At 60.6% G+C, this 16,655-nt stretch carries 16 protein-coding genes; 8 read left to right on the top strand and 8 right to left on the bottom strand.

The genetic code is table 11. The features are described 5' to 3' along the window. Nucleotides 1-11 precede the first annotated feature (11 nt). Nucleotides 12-1,313, bottom strand: a complete 1,302-nt coding sequence (gene argA, locus HX793_RS04270; protein ID WP_016978985.1) for an amino-acid N-acetyltransferase — start codon at nucleotides 1,311-1,313, stop codon at nucleotides 12-14. A gap of 136 nt (nucleotides 1,314-1,449) precedes the next feature. Continuing rightward, on the bottom strand, nucleotides 1,450-2,598 hold the full coding sequence (argE, locus tag HX793_RS04265; RefSeq protein WP_016978984.1) for an acetylornithine deacetylase: 1,149 nt from the start codon (nucleotides 2,596-2,598) through the stop codon (nucleotides 1,450-1,452). A gap of 158 nt (nucleotides 2,599-2,756) precedes the next feature. On the opposite strand from argE, the gene HX793_RS04260 reads away from it, so the two are divergent. After that, complete coding sequence (locus HX793_RS04260; protein ID WP_095013930.1) at nucleotides 2,757-4,124, top strand: CYTH domain-containing protein; 1,368 nt, start codon at nucleotides 2,757-2,759, stop codon at nucleotides 4,122-4,124. A gap of 19 nt (nucleotides 4,125-4,143) precedes the next feature. Here HX793_RS04260 and HX793_RS04255 read toward each other — a convergent pair whose 3' ends face one another. Continuing rightward, the gene (locus tag HX793_RS04255) at nucleotides 4,144-4,614 is read right to left on the bottom strand and encodes an Lrp/AsnC family transcriptional regulator (RefSeq protein WP_010207358.1); all 471 of its coding nucleotides are present in this window, start codon (nucleotides 4,612-4,614) and stop codon (nucleotides 4,144-4,146) included. A 127-nt stretch (nucleotides 4,615-4,741) separates the two neighbouring features. Here HX793_RS04255 and HX793_RS04250 point away from each other — a divergent pair, with 127 nt between their 5' ends. The 7 genes from HX793_RS04250 (at nucleotide 4,742) to HX793_RS04220 (ending at nucleotide 10,836) form a co-directional block, all read left to right on the top strand. Next, a complete protein-coding gene (locus HX793_RS04250) occupies nucleotides 4,742-5,080 on the top strand; it encodes an ACT-like domain-containing protein (protein ID WP_095013931.1) in 339 nt (112 codons plus the stop codon). A gap of 84 nt (nucleotides 5,081-5,164) precedes the next feature. Then, nucleotides 5,165-6,844, top strand: coding sequence for a GspE/PulE family protein (locus HX793_RS04245; RefSeq protein WP_177052641.1), 1,680 nt, complete (start codon nucleotides 5,165-5,167; stop codon nucleotides 6,842-6,844). 77 nt (nucleotides 6,845-6,921) lie between these two features. Then, nucleotides 6,922-7,842 (top strand): SPFH domain-containing protein, encoded by a 921-nt coding sequence (locus HX793_RS04240; RefSeq protein WP_010207363.1) that lies wholly within the window; start codon nucleotides 6,922-6,924, stop codon nucleotides 7,840-7,842. Between the two features lie 10 nt (nucleotides 7,843-7,852). Then, nucleotides 7,853-8,299, top strand: coding sequence for an NfeD family protein (locus tag HX793_RS04235; protein WP_177097148.1), 447 nt, complete (start codon nucleotides 7,853-7,855; stop codon nucleotides 8,297-8,299). Between the two features lie 69 nt (nucleotides 8,300-8,368). Further along, on the top strand, nucleotides 8,369-8,683 hold the full coding sequence (locus tag HX793_RS04230) for a DUF2388 domain-containing protein (RefSeq protein ID WP_003176799.1): 315 nt from the start codon (nucleotides 8,369-8,371) through the stop codon (nucleotides 8,681-8,683). A gap of 188 nt (nucleotides 8,684-8,871) precedes the next feature. Continuing rightward, nucleotides 8,872-9,537, top strand: coding sequence for an outer membrane protein (locus tag HX793_RS04225; RefSeq protein ID WP_177097150.1), 666 nt, complete (start codon nucleotides 8,872-8,874; stop codon nucleotides 9,535-9,537). Between the two features lie 159 nt (nucleotides 9,538-9,696). After that, nucleotides 9,697-10,836, top strand: coding sequence for a DegT/DnrJ/EryC1/StrS family aminotransferase (locus tag HX793_RS04220; RefSeq protein WP_177097153.1), 1,140 nt, complete (start codon nucleotides 9,697-9,699; stop codon nucleotides 10,834-10,836). A 41-nt stretch (nucleotides 10,837-10,877) separates the two neighbouring features. Here HX793_RS04220 and gcvH read toward each other — a convergent pair whose 3' ends face one another. The 5 genes from gcvH to HX793_RS04195 form a co-directional block, all read right to left on the bottom strand. Further along, nucleotides 10,878-11,261, bottom strand: a complete 384-nt coding sequence (gcvH, locus tag HX793_RS04215) for a glycine cleavage system protein GcvH (RefSeq protein ID WP_095013937.1) — start codon at nucleotides 11,259-11,261, stop codon at nucleotides 10,878-10,880. A gap of 53 nt (nucleotides 11,262-11,314) precedes the next feature. After that, entirely contained in the window at nucleotides 11,315-12,397 is a 1,083-nt protein-coding gene (gene gcvT, locus HX793_RS04210; RefSeq protein WP_016978975.1) for a glycine cleavage system aminomethyltransferase GcvT, read from the bottom strand. Between the two features lie 156 nt (nucleotides 12,398-12,553). After that, entirely contained in the window at nucleotides 12,554-14,170 is a 1,617-nt protein-coding gene (locus HX793_RS04205) for an ABC transporter permease (RefSeq protein ID WP_177002560.1), read from the bottom strand. 161 nt (nucleotides 14,171-14,331) lie between these two features. Next, nucleotides 14,332-15,336: an extracellular solute-binding protein gene (locus HX793_RS04200; protein WP_133075516.1), complete on the bottom strand. Its 1,005-nt coding sequence runs from the start codon at nucleotides 15,334-15,336 to the stop codon at nucleotides 14,332-14,334. Nucleotides 15,337-15,431: 95 nt separating this feature from the next. Beyond that, the gene (locus HX793_RS04195; RefSeq protein ID WP_177052784.1) at nucleotides 15,432-16,649 is read right to left on the bottom strand and encodes a 2-octaprenyl-3-methyl-6-methoxy-1,4-benzoquinol hydroxylase; all 1,218 of its coding nucleotides are present in this window, start codon (nucleotides 16,647-16,649) and stop codon (nucleotides 15,432-15,434) included. Nucleotides 16,650-16,655: the final 6 nt, after the last annotated feature.

Genomic DNA, 16,655 nt, shown 5'->3' with positions numbered 1-16,655 from the left:
CTTGCGTTAAGTCAGAGAGCCTTCTCGAAAATCTTCGAATTACGCTGATAGTTGTACAGCGACGCCCGCGCCGATGGCAGGCGGTCCACGCTACTCGGCACAAACCCCCGCTCACGGAACCAGTGGGCGGTGCGGGTGGTGAGCACAAACAAGGTCTTCAAGCCCTGCGCACGAGCGCGGGCCTGGATGCGCTCCAACAACACATCGCCCCGCGCGCCATGGCGGTATTCCGGGTTCACCGCCAGGCACGCCAGTTCACCTGCGTCCGAATCTGCGATCTGGTACAGCGCCGCACAGGCGATGATCATGCCTTCGCGCTCAACCACACTGAACTGTTCGATCTCACGCTCCAGCACTTCCCGCGAACGACGCACCAGGATGCCCTGCTCTTCCAACGGGCTGATCAGGTCGAGCAAACCGCCGACGTCTTCAATCGCGGCTTCGCGCACCTGCTCGAATTGTTCCTGGGCCACCAGCGTACCGCCGCCGTCCCGAGTGAACAGTTCGGTGAGCAAGGCACCGTCTTCGGCGTAGCTGACAATATGACTGCGCCCTACCCCACCCCGGCACGCTTCGGCGGCCGCATCGAGCAGTTCAGCCTGATAGTTGCTGCTGCCCAGGCGTTGCAAGTGAGCCGGCACTTGTTGCGGGCGCAGCTCACGGACCAGGCGACCGTTTTCATCGATCAGGCCCATGTCGGCGCCGAACAGCAGCAGCTTGTCGGCACCCAGGTCGATGGCGGCGCGGGTGGCGACGTCTTCGCAGGCCAGGTTGAAGATTTCACCGGTCGGCGAGTAACCCAACGGCGACAGCAACACGATGGAGCGCTCGTCCAGCAGGCGGTTGATGCCCTTGCGGTCGACACGGCGCACTTCGCCGGTGTGGTGGTAGTCCACGCCGTCCAATACACCGATGGGGCGTGCGGTCACGAAATTACCGCTGGTTACCCGCAGGCGCGAGCCCTGCATCGGCGACGAGGCCATGTCCATCGACAGGCGCGCTTCAATGGCGATGCGCAGGTGGCCGACCGCGTCGATCACACACTCCAGCGTCGCCGCGTCAGTGATGCGCATGCCTTCGTGATAAGTCGGGATCAGGCCACGCGCTTCAAGGCGCACTTCGATCTGCGGACGCGAACCGTGTACCAGCACCAAGCGCACGCCCAGGCTGTGCAGCAGCACCAGGTCGTGGACGATATTGCCGAAGTTGGGATGTTCCACACCGTCGCCAGGCAGCATGACCACAAAGGTACAGTCGCGGTGGGCGTTGATGTAAGGAGAAGCGTGACGAAGCCAATTAACGTAGTCGGGCATAACACCTGGGCCTGTAATAAAAAGCAGCCGGAAAAGGATGAATCGTGAAAGCGCACAGCGGGCTGATGGTTATCGTCGGAACAGGCTTGGCGACACGCTCACTCTCCTTTCTATGTACGAACAGGTTGGGGTTAATTTATGCAGGTTTCAGGCAGTAATGTTCGATCAGTTCCCGCAATAGACGCACTGTAGGCGTCAAGCGTGACATTTCGAGGTACTCGCCCGGTTGGTGGGCGCAGGCGATGTCGCCAGGGCCCAGCACCAGGGTTTCACACCCAAGGCGCTGAAGATAAGGCGCTTCGGTGCCGAACGCTACTGCTTCGGCACGATGGCCGGTCAATCGTTCCGCGACCCGCACCAGTTCGGCATCTTCGGGCTGCTCGAAAGGCGGCACTTCGGGGAACAGCGGCGCGTAATCGATCTTGACCTGATGGCGCTCGGCCAAGGGCACGAGCTTCTGCCGGATGGCGTCGCGCAGCACTTGCGGGTCCATGCCCGGCAGCGGCCGCAGGTCGAACTCCAGGGAACACTGGCCGCAGATGCGGTTGGGGTTGTCGCCACCGTGGATACAGCCAAAATTCAGGGTCGGCTGCGGCACGCTGAACTGCGGGTTGCGGTATTCGCGCTGCCAGGCCAGGCGCAAGCCACGCAGCTCGCCAATGGCGTCGTGCATGGCTTCGAGGGCGCTGTGCCCAAGGCTGGGATCCGACGAATGGCCGCTTTGGCCAAGAATGTCGATGCGCTCCATCATCACACCTTTGTGCAGACGGATCGGCTTGAGCCCGGTCGGCTCGCCAATCACCGCTGCGCGGCCCAACGGGCGCCCTGCCTCTGCCAATGCGCGAGCGCCGGACATGGAGCTTTCTTCATCACAGGTGGCAAGAATCAGCAGCGGCTGCTTGAACGGCTGATCCAGCAACGGCAGCACCGCCTCGATGGCCAGGGCGAAAAAGCCCTTCATGTCGCAACTGCCCAGTCCTACCCAACGACCGTCGACTTCCGTCAACTTGAGCGGATCGGTCTTCCACAACGCGGCGTCATAGGGAACGGTATCGCTATGGCCTGCCAGCACCAGCCCGCCGGGGCCGCTGCCGTAACTGGCCAGGAGGTTGAACTTGCCGGGGCTGACGTGTTGGATGTCGATGGCAAAACCCAAGTCGCCCAGCCAACTGGCGAGCAAGTCGATCACCGGGCGGTTGGTCTGGTCGAGAGAGGCCTGGGTGCAACTGACCGACGGCGCGGCAATCAGCGCGGCGAACTGCTCTTTCATGGACGGTAATGGCATGCGCGGCCTCTCGACTTCCCGGATGAGCCCCACTATAGAGCCATCTGCACGACACAATAAACCGTTGCGGCACGTTGCCGGGCTCAGTCCTGTACACTGCACGACCTTGGCAGCCACTCTTTTCCCCGGCTGCGCTCCCGATCCTGGATGTACCGGCCATGCAAAAAGAAACTGAAATCAAGCTTCGCGTCAGCCGCGAGACCCTCGCCGCGCTGCGTGAGCACCCGCTGCTGAAAAAACGCAACAAAAGTGGCTGGGAACGCCGTGAGTTGATGAACCAGTATTTCGACACCCCCGAGCGCGACCTGGCCCAGGCCAAAGTCGCCCTGCGCCTGCGCAAGGACGGTGACGACATCATCCAGACCCTCAAGACCCGTGGTCAGAGCGTCGCCGGCTTGTCGGAACGTAACGAATACAATTGGGAATTACCCAAAGCCAAGCTCGACGTGAAGAAACTCGACGGCGAATGCTGGCCCGAGCAACTGGCCGAGCTGGATAAAAAAACCCTCAAGCCGATCTTCACCACCGACTTCGTGCGTGAACGCGCCGAAATCGCCTGGGGCCGTGGCAAGGCCAAGGTGGTCATCGAAGCCGCCCTGGACCTGGGCCACGTGGTGGTCGGCAAGCAAAAAGAAGAAATCTGCGAGCTGGAACTGGAACTGCGCGAAGGCGAACCGGCGGCCCTGCTTGAGTTGGCTGCCGAACTGGCCGCCACCCTGGCCCTGATGCCGTGCGATATCAGCAAGGCCGAGCGTGGCTACCGCCTATACGACGCCAGCAGCTATTCCCTGAGCCTGCCGGCGCCGCAGATCCACGCTGAAATGCCATTGGACGATGCCTTCGCCGCGATCATGTGGCACCTGCTGGGCAGCAGCCAGCGCTTGGCCGAGCAATACCGTTTCAATGGCCATTGGCGCCTGCTGCAAGACTGGGTCGACAACCTCGGCGAACTGCGCGCCTTGGTCGGCAGCCTCGGTCAGGCTGCACCACGTCAATCCACCAGCGAACTGCGCAGCGCACTGGATGCTCTGCTGGAAGACTGGCGCCCACTGGTGCAAGCCGGTGACGACGATGAAGACATCCGCAAAGCTGCGCCGGAACAGTTCATCGAAGAACTGGAGGACGTGCGCTGGGGCCTGTTCTCACTGAACGCTTCACGCTGGCTGCTGGCCCGGACCTGGACCGCCGACCGCAACGTGCGTGGCAACCGCCAGGGCGCTGCACAAATCACCAACTGGCTGCCACGCCTGCTGGCCGAAGACGCCGTCGCCCTGCAACTGCCGCGCTACCAGCAACAGCCGGAAGACCTGGCCGAGCAACTGCCGCGCATCGAACGCATCCAGGCCTGGCTGCACCATGCGCGTCATGTGGTCGACATCCCGGAACTGGACCGTCTGTACGGCGAGCTGAACAAGTTGGCGCAACTGGCCAACCAGCCGATCACCGATGAGTCACTGGATGCGCGGATGCATCAGGCGATTGCGGTGTACCAGAACCGTGCGTGGAAGACGCTGCTGCGCCTGTAAAATCGCTACCCCCAGCCTGTCAGCGCAACACTGGCAGGCTGGTGGTGGACTTGATCTCCGACAACGCCACAATCGAATTGACCTCCTGAATCCCCGGCACCATCGACAACTTCTCGAAGAAAAACCGCTCGTACGCCTCGATGTCGGAGGTGACGATACGCAGCAGAAAATCCACCGCCCCCATCAGCACATAACACTCCAGCACTTCCGGAAACCCGCGAATCGCGTCGGTGAACTCAGTGAAGTTAGAGCGGCCGTGGGCGTTGAGTTTGACCTCGGCAAAGATCTGCGTGTTGAGGCCGATCTTCTTGCGGTCCAGTAACGTCACCTGGCCGCGAATTACCCCCTCTTCCTTGAGACGTTGAATACGCCGCCAGCACGGTGACTGGGATAAGCCGACCTGCTCGGCGATCTGCGCACTCGACAGCGAGGCGTCCTCTTGCAACAGGGCCAGGATACGGCGGTCGTAGGCGTCCAACTCGCTGTGCATATAAATACCTTTAATGATGCTTATCTTGAATTGTTCAATTCGATTAATCCTGAAACAGGCTCATCTTAGATAAGAAATCTCCGTTGGCGAATGTAAAAATTTCTACAGTCGAATCTGGAGCTTTCCCATGCACGCTGTTGAAACCACCCACCCTGTTACCCGCGTCGATGCGTGGGCCGTCACCAGCGTTCATTGCCAGGCGCACTACCGGATCGTCGCCGAGGCGGAGCCTGATGTTTTATGCCGGGTCCTCAATTATTTCGCGCTGCAATGCCTCACGCCGCGACAGGTCATGGTGAACCGGGAAGGTGACCTGCTGAACCTCGACATCGTGATGGACGGCCTGAGCTGGCACCGGGCACAGGTGATCGGTGAAAAGATTCGAAACCTGATCAGCGTGTGCACGCTGGATATGTGGTCGGCTGACTCCGTGGGGCCTCAAGCGGTGGTGGCGGTCGCCCAGTAAAAGCCTGCAATACACGCTGGGAGGCAGATACTCATCGGCTGGCTAGCCTGGGATTTACACCCACTGCCACCCAGGAAAACCTTCATGCCGGTTGATCAACGATTGGAACTGCATCAGCTGTTGGCGGCTTTGGTCGAAGGGCGGCTGATCACGCCTGAACTCGCCCAACGCTTGTCGGCACTGCCGGCCAGCAACACCCAGCATCCTCTAGAGAGCATCGCAGCCCAAGGCCCATGCCTGGAAACCCTGACCGAATGGCTCGCCCAACAGGCCGGGCAACCCTATCTGCGCATCGACCCGTTGAAGATCGACGTGGCGACGGTGGTGCCGCTGATGTCCCACGCCTTCGCCCAGCGTCACGCCATCCTCGCGGTCGCGGTGGACGCGCACTCCGTCACCGTCGCCAGTGCCCAGCCTCATGTCACCAGTTGGGAGGCCGGGCTTGCGCAGGTGCTCAAGCGCTCGATCAGGCGCGTGGTCGCCAATCCCCAGGACATCACGCGCTGTATCGGTGAGTTCTACCGGCTGGCAAAATCCGTCAGCGGTGCCGATCAGAAGGTCACGGCGCCTGGCCCTGTCGAACTGCTCAACCTCGGTGCCAACGATCAGGAGCCGGATGCCAACGACGCGCATATCGTCAATATCGTCGATTGGCTGCTGCAGTACGCGTTCGCCCAGCGCGCCAGTGATATCCATATCGAACCCTGCCGTGAACAAGGGCGTGTGCGCTTTCGCATCGACGGGCTGTTGCATGACGTCTATCAATTCCCGCCCCAGGTGACGATGGCCGTCGTCAGCCGCCTGAAAAGCCTGGGCCGTATGAACGTGGCAGAAAAACGCAGGCCCCAGGACGGACGGGTCAAGACCAAAAGCCCGACGGGCGCGGAAGTTGAGCTGCGTCTGTCCACCTTGCCCACGGCGTTTGGCGAGAAGCTGGTGATGCGAATATTCGACCCGCAGGTCCTGCTCAAGGGCTTTGATCAGCTGGGTTTATCGGCTGATGACCAGCAACGCTGGCAATCCATGACGAGCCAGACCCACGGCATCATCCTGGTAACCGGCCCGACCGGTTCAGGCAAGACCAGCACCCTTTACACCACGCTCAGGCAACTGGCGACCCGGGAGGTCAACCTGTGCACGGTGGAAGACCCGATCGAGATGGTCGAACCCGCGTTCAATCAGATGCAGGTGCAACACAACATCGACCTGACCTTCGCCAGCGGCATCCGCGCCCTGCTGCGCCAGGACCCGGACATCATCATGATCGGCGAGATCCGCGACCAAGAGACCGCCGAGATGGCGATCCAGGCCGCGCTGACCGGGCATCTGGTGCTGTCGACCCTGCATACCAACGACGCACCCAGCGCCATCAGCCGTTTGCAGGAGCTGGGCATTGCTCATTATCTGATCAAAGCCACCTTGTTGGGTGTGATGGCGCAACGGTTGGTGCGGGTGTTGTGCCCTCATTGCAAGCATGCGGTGGGCGACGTCCACGAGGCTACCGGGTGTGTTGAATGTCGAAATAGCGGTTATCGGGGGCGAGCCGGTGTTTACGAAATCATGGTGCTGAATGAGACACTCAAAACCCTGATCACACCCGGTGCCGATGTTCAGGCCTTGCGCCAGGCGGCTATTGCCCAAGGCATGTGCGGCCTGCGCATGGCCGGGATGCGAAAGGTCGAAGCGGGACTGACCACGATGGCGGAAGTATTGCGAGTAACGCCTGGGGATTCGGTAACAAATCCTTTGTTTGATAAGCAGTGAAACCGTTCTTATCGGTGACAACACCGTTACAATCGGCCCAACGTCGTTTCACTGACACATTCAGATAGGGAATCGCTATGCAGATCGGAACCGTACTGCTTCTTTTCGTGGGTTTGGCCATCGCCATCCTGTTCATGGGCTTCAAGGTCGTCCCCCAGGGTTACCAGTGGACAGTCGAGCGTTTCGGCCGCTACACCAATACCCTCAAACCTGGCCTGAACATCATCATCCCGGTCATGGACCGCATCGGTCGCAAGATCAACGTGATGGAAAGCGTGCTGGATATCCCGCCCCAGGAAGTCATCACCGCCGACAACGCCACCGTGCAGATCGACGCGGTGTGCTTCTTCCAGGTGGTCAACACTGCTCAGGCCGCCTACGAGGTCAACAACCTCGAACACGCCATCCGCAACCTGTTGCAAACCAACATCCGCACCGTGCTCGGTTCCATGGAGCTGGATGCCATGCTCAGCCAGCGTGACGGTATCAACGAAAAACTCCTGAAAACCGTGGACGAAGCCACGGCGCCATGGGGCATCAAGATCACCCGTATCGAAATCAAGGACATCAGCCCGCCTGCCGACCTGATGGCCGCCATGTCGGGCCAGATGAAAGCCGAGCGGATCAAGCGTGCGCAAATCCTTGAAGCAGAAGGCCTGCGAGCGTCGGCAATCCTGACCGCCGAAGGCAAGAAGCAGGCGCAGATCCTGGAGGCCGAAGGTAGTCGACAAGCGGCATTCCTTGAGTCCGAAGCCCGTGAGCGTCAGGCCGAAGCCGAAGCCCGTGCGACCCAGGTGGTTTCGGAAGCGATCGCGTCGGGCAACGTGCAGGCGGTCAATTACTTTGTCGCGCAGAAATACATCGATGCGCTGGGCAAGCTGGCATCGGCCAACAACAGCAAGGTCATCCTGATGCCGCTGGAAGCCAGCCAGGTGATCGGTGCCGTCGGCGGTATCGGCGAGATCGTCAAGGCAACGTTCGACAACAAGAAAGGCTGAGGCCAGCGCCATGTGGGATTTCCTGCAGCATCTGTCGTTTTGGGATTGGCTGGCGCTGGGTACGATCCTGTTGATTCTTGAAGTATTCGGCGCCGGTGGTTACCTGCTGTGGATGGGCATCGCCGCGGCAGCCGTGGGCGTTATCAAGTTCCTGGTGCCGCCTTTGGGGCTGGAGTGGCAACTTCTGTTGTTTGCCGTGTTGTCGATCCTGACAGCCGTGTATTGGTGGAAGCGCCAGCGCAGCAGTGCCAAAGCCAGCGATCAGCCTGGCCTCAACGAACGCGGTTCGGAACTGATCGGCCGCACCTTCATGGTGCATCAAGCGATTGTAGATGGCCGGGGCAAGGTAAAAGTCGGTGACGGCGTGTGGATGGTGACGGGTCCAGACAGCCCCGTAGGCGCTCAAGTCCGGGTGGTTGGTCAGGACGGCGTGGTGTTAAGGGTTGAAACTGTTTAGTCCGTGATGGAACTCGATTGGGTTAACTACAATCAAAAAGTACAGATAACCCACCCGGAGTCACCCATCATGCGTCTCAAATATGCTGTCGCTACCCTCGCTGTGCTTTCCCTCCCTGTCGGTTCAGCCATGGCCGACAGTTTCTGGCGCAATGTCATCTCGTCGGGTGCCACCACCGGCTCGACGTACCTGACCTTCAAGGACCACAAGCTGGTGGTCGCCGCACAAGACGACGCAGGCAGCTTTGTTGCCAGCGACGGCGGCATCCGTGGCCCGTACCTGGAAGCCGCCATGCAGAAAGTCCGCGCCGACAACCCTGGCCTGCAAGCCACGGATATGGAGCTGGCCAACGCCATCCTCGCGAAAAACGCCGTTACCGAATAACTCGAGTTCGATAAAAAATGCCGCTTTGAACAGCGGCATTTTTTTGCCTTCAACTCCTACGATCCTTGCCGCTCAGCACTACGTAAGCATTCCTGCTTTCACAGCTAACTAAAGAGAAGTCCTGTCGAGCCTTATCCTGCCAGGCAACAAGCTAAAGATTCCTTTTTAAATAAAGCGAATCACCGCCCATGCAAAAGATTGCCTACGCACTGCTGCTCTCTGTCTTTGCTACCGCCTACGCCCAGGCAGAAAGCTGGTACGGATCAGCCAAACTCAACAACGCTCGCCAGAACCTTTCCAGTTCGCTGCTCACCAGCCCTCGCGTGACTGAACGGGTGGACGCGCCGGATAGCAGCAAGTCATTCGTAGCCTCTTTCGCCGCAGGTTACGCCTTTGAGAATCGCTGGCGCCTGGAAGGGGAATACACGATGCCGAACAACTCGACATTCAAATCCTACTGGGCCCCTTTTAATGCCAACGTCAACAGCCTGCACGTCCAGAGCCAACGCTTGATGCTCAATGGCTATAAAGACATCCCTATAAACCAGTGGTTGTCGTTTTACGGTATGGCCGGTGTGGGTGTCGCTCGCATTGAAGCCGAAGGCTATCAAACCAACGAGACCCGTCGCTTTGCCAATAATCGCCAACACAACTTTGCCTACAGTGTAGGCATGGGGCTGGAAGCCAAGGTCAGTGAGCAAATCACACTGGGGGCTGGTTATCGTTACATCGCCATGGGCGATGTTGAAACCGGCTACAACACCTTCGCAAACCGTGTGAACGCGCGGGATGAGCAGCTCAAGGGCAAGCTCAAGGAACAAAATGTGTTCCTGGAAGCGCGCTACGCCTTCTAAAGTCCGGTAGAGAATGCCGCTGTTGAAGCGGCATTTTTTTGCCCGGGCGGTGACGATTCATTCACAGATGACAGGCTATATTCAGTCAAGCCGTGCAACTATGCCGGTACTGATACCTCGCCTACTCATCGCCAATCTGAAACGGATGCCTTCGTCGTCATGAGCCAACAGCCCTTCCTGCCGTTTTCCAAACCTACCATTGATGAAGCCACCATCTCGGCGGTCGGCGATGTACTGCGCTCAGGCTGGATCACCAGCGGGCCAAAAGTGCAGGCATTCGAAGCTCAGTTGTCGGAATACTTTGGCGGCCGGCCGGTGCGCACCTTCAACTCGGGCACCTGCACCATGGAGATTGCCTTGCGCATTGCCGGCATCGGGCCGGGCGATGAAGTCATCACCACGCCGATCTCCTGGGTGGCCACGGCCAACGTGATCCTGGAAGTCGGCGCCACGCCGGTGTTTGCCGATATCGACCCGGTCACCCGCAACATCGACCTGGCTCAGGTGGAAGCCGCGATTACCCCGCGCACCAAGGCGATCATCCCGGTTTACCTGGCCGGCCTGCCCCTGGACATGCCGATGCTGTATGCACTGGCGAACAAGTACAACCTGCGCATCGTCGAGGATGCCGCCCAGGCACTGGGTTCCAGCTGGGATGGCGAACGCATCGGCGCCACCGGTGATTTCGTGTCGTTCAGCTTCCAGGCCAACAAGAACATCACCTCTTCCGAGGGTGGTTGCCTGGTATTGAACAACGCCGAGGAAGCGCGCCTGGCCGAGAAGTATCGCCTGCAAGGCGTGACCCGCACCGGCGTCGATGGCTTGGATGTAGATGTGCTGGGCGGCAAGTTCAATATGACCGACATCGCCGCCGCCATTGGCCTGGGGCAGTTTGCCCATATCGAGAAGATCACCGCGCATCGCCAGAACCTGGCGCGGCACTACTTCAAGTGCTTTGGCAGTGATTTTGAAGAGCAGTACGGCGCACAACTGCCACCGGCCGACTTCGAAAACAGCAACTGGCACCTGTTCCAACTGGTGCTGCCAGAGCGCCAGGACGGCCTGCCGGCCCGCGCCACCTTCATGGAGCAGATGCAGGCCCACGGCGTCGGCATTGGCTATCACTACCCGCCGATCCACCTGCTGAGTCTTTATCGGGCACAGGGCTTCAAGGAAGGCATGTTCCCGGTGGCAGAAAAGGTCGGTCGTTTGATCGTGTCGTTGCCGATGTTCACGGCGATGACGGAGGCGGATGTGGAGCAGTCGGTAGCGGCAGTGAAGGCGGTTCTACAGCGCTGAAACACATTGCGGGAGCCGGATAACCGACTCCCGCAACAGGATCACTCGCCGATGGCGGCTTTGTAGCCAGCAGCATCCAGCAGTTTTTCCAGATCAGCTGGGTTATTCGGCTTGAGCTTGAAGATCCACGCGCCGTACGGGTCGGAGTTCAGCAGCTCAGGACTACCGCTCAGCTCTTCATTGACGGCAATCACTTCGCCTGCAACCGGAGCGTAGATGTCCGAGGCGGCCTTCACCGACTCCACCACACCCGCTTGGCCAGCAGCGTCGAACTGCGCGCCCACTTCGGCCAACTCAACAAACACCACATCACCCAACGCTTCCTGAGCATGGTCGGAAATACCGACGGTCACGGTGCCGTCAGCTTCCAGGCGTGCCCATTCGTGGCTTTCGGCAAAACGCAGGTCGGCAGGGATATCGCTCATAATCTGTGTCCTCAAGAAGTAATGTCAGCGGCCATTGGCCTGCCGGAAATAGGTTAGATCAAGGTTTTGCCATGGCGCACGAAGGTCGGTTTGACCACTCGAACCGGGTACCACTTGCCGCGGATTTCCACTTCGGCCCGATCAGCGGTTGCCGTCGGTACTCGCGCCAGGGCAATGGATTTGCTCAGCGTAGGAGAGAAACTACCACTGGTGATCTCCCCTTCGCCAATATTGGCGATACGAACCACTTGGTGAGCGCGTAAAACCCCGCGTTCTTCCAGTACCAGCCCGACCAGTTTGAACTGCACACCCGCCGTTTTTTCCGCTTCCAGCGCGGCGCGGCCGATGAAATTGCGCTCGGCCGGCTCCCAGGCAATGCTCCAGGCCATGTTAGACGCCAACGGCGAAACATCCTGATGGATGTCCTGACCGTAGAGGTTCATGCCCGCTTCCAGGCGCAAGGTATCGCGGGCGCCAAGGCCGATGGGGGAAATACCAGCACCTACCAGGTCGTTGAAAAAGCCCGGTGCCTGATCGGCCGGCAGGACAATCTCCAGGCCATCTTCACCTGTGTAACCCGTGCGGGCGATAAACCAATCGCCGTCGGCCTGGCCTTCGAAGGGCTTGAGCTGGTGAATCAGCGTGCTGCGTGACTGGGTCACCAGCTCGGCAATCTTCTGCCGGGCGTGGGGGCCTTGGATGGCGAGCATGGCCAACTCAGGGCGCTCATGCAGTTGCACCTGGTAATTGCCCAGTTGTGCGTGCATCCAGGCCATGTCCTGGTCGCGGGTGGCGGCATTCACCACCAGCCGATAAGCGGACTCGGTGCGGTAGACGATCATGTCGTCCACCACGCCGCCCTTTTCGTTGAGCATGGCACTGTACAACGCACGGCCGCAGCCATGCAGGCGTTCGACATCATTGGCCAGCAGGTACTGGAGCCATTCCTTGGCCTGGGGGCCGGTGACATCGATCACGGTCATATGAGATACATCGAACACCCCGCAGTCGCGTCGCACCTGATGGTGCTCTTCAACTTGCGAGCCGTAGTGCAGAGGCATATCCCAACCGCCAAAATCGACCATTTTCGCGCCGAGGGCGAGATGCAGGTCATACAGAGGCGTACGCTGTCCCATGGGTTTCTCCTTCCGGGCGTGGCGAAGGTGCGCGGAGCTACTGTTCGCGCCGAACACCTTGAATTACAAGGCCCGCAGCCACGTCCAGCGACCCGCTCCGAAAGACGAAGCGCACCGAATGCCGCGCATTGTAGCCGCAAGCCGTAGGACTGGCACCTAACCGATTTGTCGGGCGGAGCGTCGAATCAGCCCGATCACCGGCAACAGGCCGACCAACACCAGTGTCAACGCGGGCAAAGAAGCCCGTGCCCATTCGCCTTCACTGGTCATTTCAAAGATCCGCACGGCCAGCGTGTCCCAGCCGAACGGGCGCATCAGCAGGGTCGCGGGCATTTCCTTGAGCACATCGACGAACACCAGCAGCGCTGCGCTCAAGGTCCCCGGCAGCAGCAACGGCAGATACACTTTGCAAAACAGTCGTGGGCCGCTGACGCCAAGACTGCGCGCCGCTTCTGGCAACGAGGGCCGGATGCGCGCCAGGCTGTTTTCCAGCGGCCCGTAGGCCACCGCCAGGAAACGCACCAGATACGCCAGCACCAGCGCCGACAGGCTGCCCAACAGCAATGGCTTGCCCGCGCCGCCGAGCCAACCGGAGAGTGGCACCACCAACTCCCGGTCCAGATAGCTGAATGCCAACATGATCGACACGGCCAGCACCGAACCTGGCAAGGCATAGCCGACGTTGGCCAGGCTGATACCGGAGCGGATAGCACGGGTCGGCGCCAGCCGGTTGGCGAAGGCTAGTACCAACGCCACGCTGACCGTAATCAAGGCGGCGATCCCGCCCAGATAAAGCGTGTGAACTATCAAGCCGGAATAGCGCTCATCCAGATCGAAGCGACCGCGCTGCCAGAACCAGGCGACCAATTGCAGCATCGGGATGACAAAGGCACAGGCGAACACCAACCCGCACCAGCCAGTGGCCGCTGCCGCCTTGAACCCGCGCAAGTGATACAGCGCCTTGCCCCGTGGCCGCTCGTTGCTCGGTCGGCTGGCGCCCCGTGCTCGCCGCTCGCCATACAGCACCAACATCACCACCAGCAGCAACAGGCTGGCCAACTGGGCAGCGCTGGACAGGCTGAAAAAGCCGTACCAGGTCTTGTAGATGGCCGTCGTAAACGTATCGAAGTTGAACACCGAGACCGCGCCGAAATCCGCCAAAGTCTCCATCAATGCCAAGGCCACCCCGGCACCAATCGCCGGCCGCGCCATGGGCAGGGCCACATGCCAGAACGCTCGCCACGGCGATTGCCCCAACACCCGTGCCGCTTCCATCAGGCCTTTGCCCTGGGCCAGGAATGCGCTGCGCGCCAGCAGATAAACGTAGGGATAGAACACCAGCACCAACACGATGATCACACCGCTGGTGGAACGCACCCGAGGTAGCCTCAAGCCCATGCCGAACCACTCGCGCAGCAAGGTTTGCACCGGACCTGAGAAGTCCAGCAGGCCCACAAACACAAAAGCCAGAACATACGCAGGAATGGCAAACGGCAACATCAGCGCCCAGTCGAGCCAGCGCCGACCCGGGAATTCACAGAGGCTGGTCAGCCAGGCCAGGCTCACGCCCAGCAGGGTCACGCCGACGCCGACACCCAACACCAGGGTCAGGGTATTGCCCAGCAGACGTGGCATCTGGGTTTCCCAGAGGTGCGACCAGATTTGTGCGTCGATACTTTGCCAGGACAGCAACAGCACGCTCAGCGGCAGCAGCACCAGGGCGGCGACGGTGAAGACCGGCAGGTACCAGCGGCGTTGGGCGGGGTGGGCCAATGAGAAACTCTCAGAATAATAAAGATTTTCAAGGCGCCGCTAACCAATGTGGGAGCGGGCTTGCTCGCGAATGCAGTGTATCAGTCACACATGTATCGACTGACACGACGCTTTCGCGAGCAAGCCCGCTCCCACATTTCGATCTGCGGCGCTTTACAAATTTAGTTCCAGCCAGCCCGATCCATCAACCGGATCGCCTCAGCCTGGCGCTTGCCCGCCACTTCCACCGGCAAGGTGTCCGCCACGAACTTGCCCCAGGTCGCCACTTCCGCCGACGGCGGCACGGCCGGGTTGGCCGGGAATTCCTGGTTCACGTCGGCAAAGATCTTCTGCGCCTCAGGCGTAGTCATCCACTCCACCAGCGCCTTGGCGGCTTCCGGGTGCGGCGCGTGTTGGGTCAGGCCGATGCCCGACAGGTTCACGTGCACGCCACGGTCGCCCTGATTCGGCCAAAACAGTTTTACCGCCAGATCTGGCTTCTGTTTGTGCAGACGGCCGTAGTAGTAGGTGTTGACGATGCCCACGTCGCATTGCCCGGCGTTGATGGCTTCAAGCACAGCGATGTCATCGGAGAACACATCGGTAGAGAGGTTGTTCACCCAGCCTTTGACGATTTCCTCGGTCTTGGCCGCGCCATGGGTTTCGATCAGGGTGGCGGTCAGTGACTGGTTGTAGACCTTTTTCGCCGTGCGCAGGCATAGGCGGCCTTCCCACTGCTTGTCGGCCAGGGCTTCGTAGGTGGTGAGGTCGCCCGGTTTTACCCGGTCGGTGGAATAGGCGATGGTCCGCGCGCGCAGGCTCAAGCCGGTCCAGGTGTGTTTGGAAGAGCGGTATTGCAGGGGAATGTTCTTGTCGATCACCTCAGAGGTGAACGGTTGCAGGATGCCCATTTGCTCAGCCTGCCAGAGGTTGCCGGCATCGACGGTGAGCAGCAGGTCGGCGGTGGCGTTTTCGCCCTCGGCCTTGATGCGCTGCATCAGCGGGGCTTCCTTGTCGGTGATGAACTTCACCTGCACGCCGGTTTTCTTGGTGTAGGCGTCGAACACCGGTTTGATCAGTTCGTCGATGCGCGAGGAGTAGACCACCACTTCGTCGGCGGCCTGCACGGTGGTGCTGCCGATCAGGGTGAGTGCCAGGGCAGTCAGGAGGCGCTTGGGTGCCAACATGGGTGCGGTCTCTCATTTGCAAAAAGAGGGCAAATGATAAGGACTCACATTTGGTAGCGCTTGGTGGAGGCGTTACCAGATGTTGCACGACTGTTTCAGGGCTGGGCCAGCTCCGGCAGATCCCCGCTCAGGCCCAGCGCCTGGCGCACAAACACAGCCTTGGCTTCGGGCATCTGGTCGACCAGCTTCAACCCGGCATTACGCAACCAGCGCAGCGGCAATTGATCAGCCTGGAACAAGCGCTCAAAGCCTTCCATCGCCGCCATCAACGCCAGGTTATGCGGCATGCGTCGGCGCTCGTAGCGGCTCAGCACTTTCACATCGGCCAGGCGCTCGCCGCGCTCGGTGGCCGATAACAAGACTTCAGCCAATGTCGCGGCATCCAGGAAACCCAGGTTTACTCCCTGCCCCGCCAAGGGATGGATGACGTGCGCCGCATCGCCAATCAACGCCAGGCCTTCGGCCACATAGCGCTTGGCGTGGCGCTGGCGCAGTGGCACGCAGACGCGTGGGTCGGCGCTCAGCACGGTGCCGAGCCGTCCTTCAAAGGCGCGCTCCAGCTCACGGCAGAAGCTTTCATCATCCAGCGCCATCAAGCGCTCGGACTCAGCCGGCGTGGTCGACCAGACGATCGAACACCAATCCTCCTGCCCGTCCCGCACCAGCGGCAAGAACGCCAATGGGCCGGTGTCGGTAAACCGTTGCCACGCGGTGCGCTGGTGCGGCTGGCTGCTGCGTACGCTGGTGACGATGGCGTTATGCAGGTAATCCCATTCACGGGTGGCGGTGCCGGTCAGGCGGCGCACGGCGGAGTTCGCACCATCGGCAGCCACCACCAGCGGCGCGCGCAATGTGCGGCCGTCGGCCAGGGTCAGCAGCCAGTCATCGCCGGAGCGGCGCATCTGTTCCAGGCGCGCATTGGCCAATAGGCCCAGGTCGCAGTCATGCAGACGGTCGAGCAGCGCATCCTGCACCACGCGGTTCTCGACGATATGCCCAAGCACCTCGGCATGCACGCTGGCGGCCGAAAAGTGAATCTGACCGGTGCCGCTGCCGTCCCACACCTGCATCTCACCATAAGGGCTGGCGCGGCGCGACACGATGCCGTCCCATACGCCCAAGCGTTCAAGGATGCGCTGGCTGGCGGCCGACAACGCGCTCACGCGCGGTTCGAATGCGGCCTCGCGGTCGAACGGCTTGACGCTCAGCGGGCTGCCGTCGAGCAGCAGCACCTGCAGGCCACTGCCCTGCAACGCCAGCGCCAGGGCGCTTCCGACCATTCCGGCCCCGACAATCAGCACATCTGCGCGCATGTCCAT

Origin of the sequence: Pseudomonas reactans, assembly GCF_013387025.1 — a bacterium.
In the GTDB taxonomy this organism is placed as follows: Bacteria; Pseudomonadota; Gammaproteobacteria; order Pseudomonadales; family Pseudomonadaceae; genus Aquipseudomonas; species Aquipseudomonas reactans.
The sequence above is the reverse complement of the archived record's forward strand: the minus strand, read 5'-3'. Positions and strand labels throughout refer to the sequence as shown.